We start from the raw sequence: 12,455 nt of genomic DNA, 5'->3' as shown, positions 1-12,455 counted from the left end.
TCTTGATCTGCTCGGTGACCGGGCGGGGAGTCTTCCGGCCACCGAGCGGAGGTCTAGGCGGCCGTGTCGAGGTCTTCGAGGAGTTCGTCGAGGCTGAGGACGCGGAAGCTCTTGATCCTGCGGACCATCTGCGAGGCGAGGAAGGTCGGCAGGTCTTGGTGCCCGTAGGAGACGGCGTGGTCAGGGCGCGCAACGACGTGCAGCTTCCCGGATGCGAGACGGCCGTAGAGGACGCCGGTCACGCCGTACATGGGAGCGCTCTGCGCAAGGAACACCATGGGCTGTGTCTCCATGTGGGGACACAGGGCCGCGACGGTACGCACGTGCTTGGCGCAGACCGGAGGCTGGTTGGTGAGGATCTCCGGCTGAGTGGGATCTTGGTCCTTCGGCCCGCCAAGGAAGATGAGGCCCTGCTTCGTCCTGGCGGGCTTCGTGCACACCTGGCACTGGAGGAGCTGCATCGTCATCATCTGACGGTGGGGGTGCATCATCTTCCAGATCGGAGCGCCGGTCGGCATGCCGCGTTCGTCGAGTTCGTTCCACCCGCACCGCGCGTACAACACGCCGCGCGCATCACGGTCCCGGAGATCTTCGTCGGCGTAGTAGAGCCGGTTCCGGTCGCCCCCCGCTTGACTTGATGACCAGATTGCCGGGCGCGGCGTCCTCACCTTCCCGTTGCGTGATGAACGGGATCAGGGCAGAGCCGGCGGAAGGCAAGGGCATGTCGCGGGTCGTCTCTCTCAGCGGCGTTCTCGGGCTGTACGGCAGTGGCGGGGTGAGCATCTTCAGGCCGCCTCTCGGATGCAGGCGATCTCACCGAGACGCTCATGGAGTTCGTTGACGGCCCATGCCATTCGACGCAGGTGTCCGAGGGCTTGGCGGCGGTCGCCGGGAAGGGCCTCGGCCCGCACCTGGCGGGCCCGTTCAACGAGCTGCGCCGCCTCCGCGTCCTTCTGGCCGGCCTCCGCCGCGGTGGCAATGGCGACGAGCTGCATCAGATGTCCGCGCAGTTGCAGGGCATGGACGTCGAGGTCGTCCTCGGCACGTACGACGTCGTCGAGTACGGCGCCGACGTCATCGAGAATGGTTTCCCCGTCGAGAGGGCGCCAGGCGCGGCAGGCGGCCAAGACCGATGCGAGTCCTTCGGCGTCCATGGGCGGCGCCCACGCTGTGACGGCGCGCTCTCTACGGCCGATTGCGCCGGGGGCGGTCATGCCGACTGTCCCGTCTCGGTGGGCAGGCTGCACCAGGTCGTAGCGCCTGCATCACGGATGCCCCACGCGCCGTGGCGGGCGGTGGCGAGGCGGTCGACGAGGAAGAGGCCGCGGCCGCGTTCGTCGTCGCGCCCTGCGAGGCGGAGCGCAGGCACCTCCCGGCGCTGTTCGTCGTGCACGGTGATGCTCAGTAGTCCACCTCGCAGGGCGAGAGTGAGCGCGACCTGAGTGCCACCGCTGTGCATGATCGCGTTGCGCACGAGTTCCGACACGACGAGCGTGACGTCGTCGATAAGTGACGTGAGGCCGCAGAAGCTCAGTCGTGCGGCCGTCACCCTTCGAGCCATCCGTACGCGGCGAGCGTCGCGCAGCGCGATGTCCGCCCCGGCGCGGCGAGGCGTCAAGGCGAAGCAGCCGCTCATCAATTCGCCCGTCCGGGCCGGGGGGCGGCACTCCCGGCGCTTGCTGAGGGGAGCGTCCCTCGTGTCGGGGACGCCACCGGCTGTGACTGGGGGTGCGCTGGTCACCGCTGCTCCAAGGGCCGAGATCGTTCGCTTTCTCGTAAGAGGTAATCGCGTGGTCACTGTCTGCGGGTACCGTTGGTGACAGGTGGGACCGTGAACACCGTGAACGCCATGGAGCTGTCGGGAGTTGAGGACATGGCCACGAGGAATCGCACGCCCAACCCTGATCTGGACAAGCTGCTTGAACAGGCACGATGGACGCGTACGCAGCTCGCCCAGCAGGTGAATCGTCTCGGCCCGCAGGCCGGATTAGATCTGACGTACGACCGGACTGCCGTGGCGCACTGGATCGCCGGCACTCCGCCAAAACCCCAGGTCAGGCCGCTGATTCTGGAGGCGCTGTCAGCCCGCTTGGGCAGGCCCGTCACGCATGCGGAGGCCGGTCTTCAGCCCGATCTGTCCGCCGGTGACTCGCTCCCGGTCGACACTGTGGAGGAGTTGATCGACCTCGGAAGGGCGGACATGGACCCATCCCGTCGGAGCCTCCTCGCCGCGACTCTGTTCACCGCAGCACTGTCCGTCCCTGTCTTCCAGCAAGGCGCCCGTGCTGCCGACGAACCGACATCGCCCGGGAAGGCCACGACCCGCATCGGCACGTTACAGGTTGCCTCGGTACGTTCCATGACGAAGCGCATCGCGGACATCCTCGACGAGTTCGGAGCAGGGCACGCGCGCCCGATGGCTGCCGCGTTCCTGGTCAACACGGTCGGCCCGTGGCTCCGGGCACAAGCGTCGGAGCCGGTGAAACGCGACATGCTCGCGGCCGCGTCGGATCTCACGTACCTGACGGGCTGGATGGCCATGTACGAGAAGGCCCACGGCCTAGGCCAGACGTACTACGTGAACGCGCTCAAGCTCGCGAACGAGGCAGAGGATCACGTCACGTACTGCCGGACGCTCCGTGGCATGTCCCTCCAGGCGTCGAACCTCGGGCGTGGCCGGATGTCACTGGAGCTTGCCGACTCCGCAGCCGAAGCGGCTCCTTCGGCCGGGCCACGCCTGGTGGCATTCCTGCGGGGGCAGCAGGCACACGCGGCCTCGATGGTCGGTGACCGACGTCAGGCCCACACCCGGCTCCGGGAAGCCGAGACCGCCCTGTCGAAGGCGGACAACCGGCGGGATGCGATCGGCGGGTACGACCAGACGGCATACCTGTTCCACGTCTCCCACGTCCTCAAGGAGGAGGGGGACCTAGAGGGCAGCATCGCCGCCATGCGACAGTCGATTCGGGCTCAGCCCGCCGAGGAGCGACAGGGCCGCACTCATGCCTACGCGGTGCTTGCGCAGCGCCAACTCCAGTTCGGGCACCTGGACGCATCATGCGCGTCGTGGGGCCGGTTCCTCGATGAGTACGAGCACGTCTCATCTGTCCGCGGTGACGACCACTTCGCCACGATGCGGAAGGACCTGGCCCCCTACGCTGCATCCCGCTCGGTGCGGGAACTCGCCGGCCGGGCCGGGGAGATAGCTGTCGCCAAGGGCTGACCCGAGGGCGCCCCCGGGTGAGCTGTCGAGGCACCCTGGAGGCACCACCCAAGACAGCGCCAATACAGCCACTGGCAGCGCACTACCCCGGAGCCGGCTGAGGTGGCCCGGGGGCGAGCGGACGCGGGGGGGCCGACGCGTCGCGGTGGCGTGGGAGGAACCGTTTCCGCGCGCTGCGGGTGAGACGTTTCGCCGGGGCGCGGACACGGTGTTCTCCTCGGGGTGTCCCCCTTCACGCGACCGGACATCGCGAGGCGGCCGGTCAGGCGGTGGGCGCCTCCACTGACGGAGCGGTGGCCGGCGCGGTCGCCGGCCCGGGGCCGTCCGTCGCGGTGTAGAAGACCGAGGTGCCCTGCTTGGTGCGGTGCGCATGGCTCCGCGCCACGAGGTTCTCCAGGGTGGTGCGCACGACGTTCGTCTTGATGCGGCGCTCGGGATGTGTCGTGCCGAGAGCGGCCGAGACCTCGGCGGCCGAACGCGGTTCGCCCTGCTCGGTGAGGTAGCCGCGGATCAGCTCGACGAGGGTGGGCTGACCGGAGGCGGGCGTGGCCGCGGCCTTCTTTCCGGCCGTCCCCCCGGCGGCGGCCTTCGCACCCCGCGGCGCCGAACCGCGCGCGGCTCCCGTACCGCCCTTCGCCGTGGCCGGCTTCCCGGCCCTCGACCGCGGGCGCTTGGCCTCCGTGGTCCTCGACGGCTTGGCGGCCCGCGCCGATCGCGCCGTCCGGCTCGCCCCGCCGGCGGTCTTCTGCCGCGGAACCGCGGACCCGGCGGGATCACCCGCGCCGACCTGCCCCGAGGCGCCGAGGGCCTGCTGAAGGCTGGTCAGAACCGCCTGGTCGCGCCGCAGCGCGTCCAACTGCTCCTGGAGTGCCTCGATCTCCGCCCCGACGCGCTCCTGTTCCTTGGCGTTGCGCTCCAGATCGCCGACGACCTGGGCGGTGTACTGAGATGTCAGCTCGGTGGAGGACGTGGTGTCGGTCATGGTGGAGACCTTTCCTCGGTGCACGGCCGCCGCGGGAACATCCGTGAAGCGGCAGGGGGGTGACGCGTGTCCTGTCGACCGCGCCGAAGGGGCGGGGCGGGCAGCCGCACCCGCTGCGTCGTGCCCCGGCCCACCGATAGTACGGACAGGTGACGCCCGTTGTTCCCGTCCGGCGGCGGTTGGCCCCGTGCGGGGGTGCGTTGCGGCGCGGGATTGACGTCCGCGCGCTCCGCTCCGCGGCCCGCCGATCGGGCCGGCCCGAGTGCGCGCACGCGTTGCGGGTATCCGGCCTCTGCGAGAACAGCAGGCCGGGACGTACCGGACGCAACGAGGAGCGGGGTCGGAGATGGCGGTCAAGGCGATGGGCTGGGCGCATGCGTTCCCGGTCTCCGGAGGCGTGAGCGCCGGACGGCGGTGGACCCGCGGGCATCTGGAGTCGCTGTCGTGGACGGCGGACGAGCCCGACACGGTCGACGCGGTCGTCCTGGCGGTGTCCGAATTGCTCACCAACGCCCACATCCACGCCCGCAGCGACGCGGCACTCGTCCTCACCTGGGACGGCGACTGCCTGCACGTGAGCGTCCACGACGAGGACCCGACCCTGCCGCGGCAGCGCGACCCCGAGCCGGGCGAGGTGTCCGGCCGGGGGGTGGGCATCGTGCGCATGCTCGCCGACGACTGGGGCATGAAGTGCCAGCGCCACGGGAAAACGGTGACGGCCTGCTTCCGTCCCGCCTCCGCACGGGCGGCGGGCGTCGAGGGCTGAGCGTCCGCGCTCCCCTCGGAGCCGCGCGTCCCCGGCCGGGACCGCGGCGGGTCCGGGGCCCGGACCCGGCGACGGGACCGGACGCCGGGGCGGATCAGGGGGCGAATCCCCTTACCAGCGCCGCGAGAGCGGCCGGGCCGGGGCGACGACGCGGCGGGCCGGACGGGCGCGATCAGCGCCACCGCGCCGGGATGTTGGCCAGCTGCCGCGACAACTGCCAGTCGGACGGCCGGGCCGCCGGCTCGAACCACGGTGCTCCGTCGGCGACCCACGACTCCCGGTAGCGGCGCACGGCGTCGAGACTGCCGTCGTCGCACCCGGACTCGCCACCGCAGCACTCGCACAGGACGAACAGGGGCAGCCCGCTCGCGTCGAAGCGCACCTCGTCCACGTCCAGCCCGCACGTCCGGCACACGGTCTCCAGCCTGTCCTCCATCGCACCAGCGTACGGACGGCCCGCGCCCGGACCCCGCGACGGTCCCGATCGTCGCGCCGCCCGCGGGTCGCGACGCCGTGCCTCCCGGCCGGGAGGCACTCGGCGGGCAGCGCGGGGGACCCGGTCCTATCGTGAAACGATGAGTGGCTCCCGAGTCCCGCCCGAGGGCGGTGGCCGCGCCCACCCGTGGCGGCCCGTTCCGCCCGCGGACGGGGAGCGCGCCCGTCGGCACGGTGCGCCGGCCGGCCCGCGCACCGACTACGCGGGCGCCATCTACGGCTCGATCCTCGCGGCCTCGGTCGTCGCCGCGGCCGGCGCGGGCGGGGTGCACACACGCCTGGACGTCATCCTGCTGCTGGTGGTGACCGGTCTGGTCTTCTGGGCCACGCACGTCTACGCCCACCTCGCCGGCGAGCGGATCGTCGGACAGTCCTGGTCCTGGCGGGAGATCCGGCGCAGCGGCGTGCACGAGTGGGCCATCGTCGAGGCGGCGGCCCTCCCGGCCGCGGCGGTGGCCGTCAGCGGGTTCGGGCTGAGCGTCAACACGGGGCTGTGGCTCGCACTGGGCGTCGCGGTGACCCAGCAGGTGCTGTGGGCCTGCCTCGGCGCCGTGCGCGCGGGAGCGGGGCGGGGCCAGGTCATCGCCGAGGGCGTCGTCAACCTGGCCCTCGGGTTGATCATCGTGGGCGCCAAGGTCGTCCTCAAGGAGTAGTGACGGGAGGCCCGACCCGGCTTCGCCCGCCGCGCCCCGCCCGGCCCCGACCCGGCTCCGCCCGCCCGGCCCCGACCCGGCTCCGCCCGCCCGGCCCCGACCCCGACTCCGCCCGCCCGGGCCCGGCGGGCGCCCGTCGGGCGCCGGCTCCGGCGGCCACCCGGGGCGATCCGCGGGGCCCCGGGCCCGCCCTGCGCCCCTGGGCGCGCGGCGGACGCCGGCGGCTGAAACCGCGCGATCGCCCGCGACTCGCTAGCCTGGAATGAGAGCACGGCTCGGGCGACGGCCCCCGGGAGGCCGGTATGGCGGACGCGATGCCCACAGCCCGGACGGGTGACGGGCCCCCGGGACCGGACGGCCTCCGCGGCGCGTCCCCGCGCTATCTGCCCATCGCGGAACACGGGCTGATCGGCGACCTGCGCAGCGCCGCGCTGGTCGGCACCGACGGGACCATCGACTGGTACTGCTGCGGGCGCTTCGACGCGCCCAGTGTCTTCGCCTCGATCCTGGACGCCGACCGCGGCGGCAGCTTCGAACTCGCCGCCGACGTCCCCGCGCGGACCAAGCAGTTCTACTTCCCCGACACCAACGTGCTCATCACCCGGTTCTTCGCGGACGGCGGCGTGGGCGAGATCCAGGACTTCATGCCGGTCGTGGACGACTCCCGCGAGGCCGACCGGCACCGCCTCATCCGCCGGGTGGTGTGCGTCCGCGGCACCCTGCCCTTCCGCGCGCGGATCGCCCCCCGCTTCTCGTACGGAACCGTGCCGCACACCCTGCGCCTGGAGGACGGCCAGGCCGTCTTCGACTCGCCCGTGCTGCGCCTCGCCCTCACCTCAACCGTGCCCCTGGAGGCGGACGGGCCGGACGTGTGGTCGCTGTTCAAGCTGAACGAGGGAGCGTCCGCGGTCTTCGCGGTCGACCGCGTCGACGACGAGGTACCGCCGCGCCGGTGCGCCGTCGCCGAAGCCGAGCGGGAGTTCAACGCCACCGTCGCCTACTGGCGGCGGTGGCTGTCCCGGTCGCGCTACCGCGGACGCTGGCGCGAGATGGTGCACCGGTCCGCCCTGACCCTGAAGCTCCTCACCTACGCCCCCACCGGCGCGATCGTCGCCGCGCCCACCACCAGCCTGCCCGAGCAGATCGGCGGCGAGCGCAACTGGGACTACCGCTACGTGTGGATCCGCGACGCCGCCTTCTGCGTGTACGCCATGCTGCGCCTCGGATTCACCGAGGAGGCCGAGGCGTTCATGACCTTCCTCTCCGAGCACGTCGGACTGGACGCCCCCGACACCACCGCCCGCGGCGGCCCGTTGCAGATCATGTACGGCATCGACGGCCGCCGTGACCTGACCGAACGGGAGCTGCCGCACCTGGAGGGCTACCGCGGCTCCGCGCCCGTCCGCGTCGGCAACGCCGCCGTCGGACAGCTCCAACTCGACATCTACGGAGCCCTCGTCGACTCCCTCTACCTCTACGACAAGTGGGGCCAGCCGCTCTCCAGCGCGCACTGGGACGGCATCAGCGCGCTCGTCGACTGGGTCTGCGACCACTGGGACCAGCCCGACGAGGGCGTCTGGGAGACCCGCGGCGGACGCAAGACGTTCCTCTACTCCCGGCTCATGTGCTGGGTCGCCGTCGAACGGGCCATGCGGCTGGCCCAGCGCCGCGGGCTGCCCGCCGACACCCTCCGGTGGGGCAGGGCCCGCGACGCGATCTACCGGCGCATCATGAGCCGAGGCTGGTCCGGTACGCGCAGGGCCTTCACCCAGTACGAGGACAGCGAGATCCTCGACGCGTCGGTGCTGATGATGCCGCTCGCCAAGTTCATCTCGCCCACCGACCCGAAATGGCTCGCCACCCTGGACGCGCTGCGCGAGGACCTGGTGTCCGACTCCCTGGTCTACCGCTACGACCCGCAGGCGAGCCCCGACGGCCTCCAGGGGGAGGAGGGCACCTTCTCCATCTGCTCCTTCTGGTACGTGGAGGCGCTCACCCGCGCCGGCCGGATCGACGAGGCCCGGCTCGCCTTCGAGAAGATGCTCACCTACGCGAACCACCTCGGCCTGTACGCGGAGGAGATCGGCCACACCGGGGAGCAGAGCGGCAACTTCCCCCAGGCCTTCACGCATCTGGCCCTGATCAGCGCGGCGTTCAACCTGGACCGCAGGCTCGGCTGAGGCGGAGCCGCCGACGGTCTTCCCTCAAGGGGCGGTGAACAGCCCGGGGAAGCGGGGCGCGAGCCACGGCCTGCGGCCGCGCACGAGGATGCGGCCGCGCAGGAGCGGGCCCACCTGCCCCTGCCGGCCGAGGGCCATCAGCAGGAACGTCACCGGCTCGATGTGGATCGTGCAGTCCGGCCGGTCCGAGGGCCGCGCCGCGACGGACAGCGCGCCGTCGGCGACGACCACCCCGAAGTCGCCGCCGCCCCACAGCCGTACGGCGTACCGGGCGTTCATCCCCTCGACGCGGGACGCCTCCGCCACCCGGGGCATCGCGCGGAGCAGGAAGGGCAGGGCCAGAGCGGCCCGGTCCCGGCCGACCATGTGCGGCCGGCGCAGGGCGCGGGCGAGGTCGTACCCGTGGCCGAGCATGTGGGTGAGCAGGTAGGAGCCGAGTTCCGGACGGCTCATCGGGCCGAGGGGCGAGACCACCGGCCCCGGGGGAGCGTCCTGCGTCTCCAGGGCCCGCACGCATGCCTCCGCCCCGTCGACGATCATGGCCGCCAGCGGGGCCGGCGCGCGCTCCGTGAACTCCGCGAGCGAGCGGGCGTTGGCCTCGGCCAGGCTCTGCGGTGTGCCGTCCCCGTAGGGCCGCGGCCGGCCCTCGGCGATGTCCGCCATCAGGACGTTCGCCGACGCCAGGTGTGCGGCCGCCTCTCCCACGTTCCACTCGGCACCGGGAATCCGGCGTCGTGTGTCGGTGCCCGGCTCCAGCAGCGCGGCGATGTCCGCGGCGGTCCCGCGTATCGCCGCCCCGAGCCCGTCGGGCAGAACCCCGCCCTTCTCCCGCCCCGTCACCGCGTCCACGTCGCCGCCCTTCCGTCCCGCCGTCGTCCCGCCCCGGCCCCAGGCCGCCGGATGCCCGGCGCCCACCGGGCGTACAGGAGACCAGCCCGTCGCCGCCGCGGCAAGCCCCGGGGCGCTTCATCGCAGGTGGTGGACCGGATTCCCGCGGTGGCGGGCACGGCGACGGGCCGCCGTTACCCCGGAGGTAATCGACCCCGCGCGGGCGGTGCTGCCAGGCTCGTGGAGCACGCGGCCCGACCGGACGGAAGGACGCCATGACCGCCTACGCCATCGCCCACCTGCGCGAGGCCGACCCCCACCCCGAGATCGCCGACTACATCGAGCGGATCGGCGCCACCTTCGCGCCGCACGGCGGCCGCTTCCTCGTGCACGCGAGCGGGCACGAGGTGATGGAGGGGGAGTGGCCCGGCCACGTCGTCGTCATCGGCCTTCCCGGGATGGCGGCGGCCCGCGCCTGGTGGAACTCCGCCGCGTACCGCGAGATCGCCCCGCTGCGCTCGCGCCACATCGAGGGCGACATCATCCTGGTCCAGGGCGTCCCCGAGGGATACGACGCGGCCGTCACGGCTCGGGCGATGCGCGAGGCGCTCCCGGCCGCAGGCGAACCGGCGGGCCGGGGCGAGACGCCGTGAGGGCGGCGTCACCGGTTGCGGAGGTGACGCCGCCCTTGGGGTGCGCTCGCGCCGAGGAGCCTCAGGCGGGGAGGTCCGCGGCGGTCGGCCGCGGGGGACGGGCCGCCCGCGGGAGGCGCAGGACCCGCCCGACGCCGGGACGAGGGGTCAGCAGGCGCCCTCGTCCTGCCACGGGCCCCAGTCGGAGGCGGTGGGCGTCTCGTTCTGGGTCCACCACTTGGCCTTCCAGTTGTGGTGGTTGTACGAGACCTCCTTGCCGGCCGTGTAGACCGCGGACGCACTCCACGCCGTCGTGCAGGCGCCGCCCGAGGGGGTCGGGGTCGGGGTGGGCGTCGGCGTGGGCGTGCCGGTGGGCGGCGTCGCGCCGGCGAACTTCACCGAGTACTTCGCGAAGTCCCAGGAGTTCTGGGCCACGCTGGAGCAGGTGCCCGAGGTGCGCCCGCCGTTGTCGGCGGGTGAGCACTGCCGGTCGCGGTTGAGGGACCAGAAGGTGAAGCGGTCCATCGCGTGCGTCGTGGCGAAGTCCAGCACGGTCTGGAAGTCGGCCTGCGTGAAGTACTCGCCGGTGTCGCTGCGGCCGTTCATACCGGAGAAGCCCTCGTGGGCGTACGCGGTCGCCTCGTTCCAGCCGAAGGTGGACTGGAGGATCGCGTTGAACTTGGTGAGCGCGCCGGTCTGGGACGCGGCGCCGTTGAAGCCGCCGTCGAAGGGCATGATGGAGAAGTTGTTCGGCGTGAAGCCCTGGGACTTCGCCTCCAGCAGCATCTGCTTGCCGAACCATCCGGTGCCGTCCGCCGTTCCGGCCGTGGTGACCGAGACGTACAGGCCGGGGTTGTTCTGCTGGAGGATCTTCGCGGCACCGATCTCGTTCCTGATGGCCGCCGTGTTCTCGTACTCCGGCTCCTCCAGGTCGAAGTCGATGGCGTGCAGGCCGTATTTGGTGATGACCTGCTGGTAGGCGGCGGCGGTGGACGCGGCGTCGGAGCACGTCTGGCCGAGCTTGGTGCCGCCGTAGCCGCCGATGGAGACGGACACGTCGCCGCCCTTGGCCCGGATGCCGTTGACGACCGACTGCACGGCGGTGTCCGAGGAGACGGGGGAGGTGCCGCCCCACGTGGGCGAACAGCCGCCTCCGTTGGGCGCGAGGACGAAGGCGAGCTGGAACGCCTTCAGGCCCGTCGCGTCCATGATGGCGCCCGCGTCCGGCGGGTCGTTGTCCGTCGGCATCAGGTAGGGGGCGGCGGCGTACCAGCGGTTGCCGAGCGCGGTGGTCGCGCCCGAGGCGTTGCCCGCGACCAGCGCGGTGGTGCCGACCGCGGCCAGGCTGACGGCGGCTGCCGCTCCCAGCGCTGCGCGAAGTCGTCTCACGGTGCCTCCAGAGGGGGTGGGGGAGTAGGCACAGCTTCTGGCCAATGTCGCGATCACGTCAATGAGTTGGACTAGACCAGAGGGGTCTTTGGACTAGACCATACGATCTCTTTACTTAAGTCCCGGTCGGAGGGCTCCTTTTGGGACGCCGTCACCCCAAGAGACTGTCGGGGCACGGTCGGTGGGGTGCCGTGGAGTCCGGCGGCACCGCGTGGCGCAGCAGCGGCCCGGAGCCCGGGCGGGGCGCCGTCGGGCGCGGGCCCCATCAACGTGGCGTTCCGTCCGGGTGCGCGCTCCCGAGTGCTCTCCCCCCGGTGCCGGCGTGCCGCCGCGGGAGGGGGTCAGAACTCCTCGTGCGTGTCCGGATCGCCCCCGAGGCGACGGCGCGGACGGTTGGCGACGGCCGTCATCTCGTCCGGCGTGAGCTCGAAGTCGAACACGTCCAGGTTCGTCCGGCGGCGGCCGGGGTCGGCGGACTTCGGGATGGGCACCGCGCCGAGCTGGACGTGCCAGCGCAGCACGACCTGTCCCGGCGTCACCCCGTGTGTCTCGGCGATCTTCCCGATCGCCGGATCGTCCAGTAGGCCGGAGCCGCGGCCCAGCGGGCTCCAGCTCTCGGTGAGGACGCCCTTGTCGGTGTGGAAGGCGCGCACGTCGTCCTGAGGGAGGGAGGGGTGGAGTTCGATCTGGTTCACCGCCGGCAGGACCCCCGTCTCCGCCTCCAGCCGGGTCAGGTGCTCCACGGTGAAGTTGGAGACGCCGATCGACCGCACGAGCCCCTCCTCGCGCAGTTTGATCATCGCCTTCCAGGAGTCCACGTACCGGTCCACCCGGGGCAGCGGCCAGTGGATGAGGTAGAGGTCCACGCGGTCCAGGCCGAGGCGCCTGCGCGACTCCTCGAACGAGGCGAGCGTCTCGTCGTGACCGTGGTGCCGCCCCGGAAGCTTGGTGGTGACGACGATCTCCTCGCGCGGGACGCCGCCGCGGGCGATGCCCCGACCCGTCCCGGTCTCGTTGCGGTAGTTGGCCGCCGTGTCGAGGAGCCGGTAGCCGTCGGCGAGTGCGCCGCTCACGGCCTCCTCGGCCTGCGCGTCGTCCATCGGCCAGGTGCCCAGGCCGATGGCCGGCAGTGTCGTTCCGTCGTGGGCGGTGAGCGTGGGGATGCCGGTCACGGTGAGCCTTCCGGGTGGTGGACGCCTACCCGCCCATCGTGCACGCCCGCCGCCGCCGTGGCGCGACGCGTGCTCCCGGCGTGCCGCGGGAGGACCCCGGTCGGGGGGACGCGGACGGGCGACCACGCGGACGGG

At 72.4% G+C, this 12,455-nt stretch carries 13 protein-coding genes; 5 read left to right on the top strand and 8 right to left on the bottom strand.

All coding sequences use genetic code 11. The features are described 5' to 3' along the window. Nucleotides 1-53: 53 nt before the first annotated feature. The 3 genes from ACGFS9_RS17930 to ACGFS9_RS17920 form a co-directional block, all read right to left on the bottom strand. Nucleotides 54-518, bottom strand: a complete 465-nt coding sequence (locus tag ACGFS9_RS17930; protein WP_393254216.1) for a hypothetical protein — start codon at nt 516-518, stop codon at nt 54-56. 267 nt (nt 519-785) lie between these two features. Beyond that, complete coding sequence (locus tag ACGFS9_RS17925; protein ID WP_393254214.1) at nt 786-1,154, bottom strand: DUF6415 family natural product biosynthesis protein; 369 nt, start codon at nt 1,152-1,154, stop codon at nt 786-788. 56 nt (nt 1,155-1,210) lie between these two features. After that, complete coding sequence (locus tag ACGFS9_RS17920; RefSeq protein WP_393254212.1) at nt 1,211-1,636, bottom strand: ATP-binding protein; 426 nt, start codon at nt 1,634-1,636, stop codon at nt 1,211-1,213. Nucleotides 1,637-1,873: 237 nt separating this feature from the next. Here ACGFS9_RS17920 and ACGFS9_RS17915 point away from each other — a divergent pair, with 237 nt between their 5' ends. Further along, complete coding sequence (locus ACGFS9_RS17915) at nt 1,874-3,223, top strand: hypothetical protein (RefSeq protein ID WP_393254378.1); 1,350 nt, start codon at nt 1,874-1,876, stop codon at nt 3,221-3,223. Between the two features lie 262 nt (nt 3,224-3,485). On the opposite strand, the gene ACGFS9_RS17910 is transcribed toward ACGFS9_RS17915, so the two are convergent. Beyond that, on the bottom strand, nt 3,486-4,205 hold the full coding sequence (locus tag ACGFS9_RS17910; RefSeq protein ID WP_393254211.1) for a hypothetical protein: 720 nt from the start codon (nt 4,203-4,205) through the stop codon (nt 3,486-3,488). A 346-nt stretch (nt 4,206-4,551) separates the two neighbouring features. Here ACGFS9_RS17910 and ACGFS9_RS17905 point away from each other — a divergent pair, with 346 nt between their 5' ends. Then, nucleotides 4,552-4,971 (top strand): ATP-binding protein, encoded by a 420-nt coding sequence (locus tag ACGFS9_RS17905; RefSeq protein ID WP_393254210.1) that lies wholly within the window; start codon nt 4,552-4,554, stop codon nt 4,969-4,971. A gap of 172 nt (nt 4,972-5,143) precedes the next feature. Here ACGFS9_RS17905 and ACGFS9_RS17900 read toward each other — a convergent pair whose 3' ends face one another. Next, nucleotides 5,144-5,407 carry a hypothetical protein gene (locus tag ACGFS9_RS17900; RefSeq protein ID WP_393254209.1) on the bottom strand — a complete coding sequence of 88 codons (264 nt, stop codon included), beginning with the start codon at nt 5,405-5,407 and terminating at the stop codon, nt 5,144-5,146. A gap of 139 nt (nt 5,408-5,546) precedes the next feature. Between ACGFS9_RS17900 and ACGFS9_RS17895 the strand changes: the two genes are divergently transcribed. Beyond that, nucleotides 5,547-6,119 (top strand): hypothetical protein, encoded by a 573-nt coding sequence (locus ACGFS9_RS17895; RefSeq protein WP_393254208.1) that lies wholly within the window; start codon nt 5,547-5,549, stop codon nt 6,117-6,119. Between the two features lie 314 nt (nt 6,120-6,433). Further along, nucleotides 6,434-8,299: a glycoside hydrolase family 15 protein gene (locus ACGFS9_RS17890; protein WP_393254206.1), complete on the top strand. Its 1,866-nt coding sequence runs from the start codon at nt 6,434-6,436 to the stop codon at nt 8,297-8,299. Nucleotides 8,300-8,323: 24 nt separating this feature from the next. Here the strand turns inward: ACGFS9_RS17890 and ACGFS9_RS17885 are convergent, their stop codons facing one another. Beyond that, nucleotides 8,324-9,148 carry a maleylpyruvate isomerase family mycothiol-dependent enzyme gene (locus ACGFS9_RS17885; protein WP_393254204.1) on the bottom strand — a complete coding sequence of 275 codons (825 nt, stop codon included), beginning with the start codon at nt 9,146-9,148 and terminating at the stop codon, nt 8,324-8,326. A gap of 254 nt (nt 9,149-9,402) precedes the next feature. Between ACGFS9_RS17885 and ACGFS9_RS17880 the strand changes: the two genes are divergently transcribed. Then, nucleotides 9,403-9,780: a DUF1330 domain-containing protein gene (locus tag ACGFS9_RS17880; RefSeq protein ID WP_393254203.1), complete on the top strand. Its 378-nt coding sequence runs from the start codon at nt 9,403-9,405 to the stop codon at nt 9,778-9,780. A gap of 147 nt (nt 9,781-9,927) precedes the next feature. On the opposite strand, the gene ACGFS9_RS17875 is transcribed toward ACGFS9_RS17880, so the two are convergent. Together ACGFS9_RS17875 and ACGFS9_RS17870 are read right to left on the bottom strand one after the other, a co-directional pair. Further along, the gene (locus ACGFS9_RS17875; RefSeq protein WP_393254201.1) at nt 9,928-11,148 is read right to left on the bottom strand and encodes a carbohydrate-binding protein; all 1,221 of its coding nucleotides are present in this window, start codon (nt 11,146-11,148) and stop codon (nt 9,928-9,930) included. 341 nt (nt 11,149-11,489) lie between these two features. Continuing rightward, entirely contained in the window at nt 11,490-12,320 is an 831-nt protein-coding gene (locus tag ACGFS9_RS17870; protein ID WP_393254199.1) for an aldo/keto reductase, read from the bottom strand. Nucleotides 12,321-12,455 lie beyond the last annotated feature (135 nt).

This window comes from Streptomyces sp. NPDC048566 (assembly GCF_043199735.1).
GTDB lineage: Bacteria > Actinomycetota > Actinomycetes > Streptomycetales > Streptomycetaceae > Streptomyces.
Note: the sequence above shows the minus strand (reverse complement) of the source record. Positions and strands in the feature narration are given on the sequence as shown.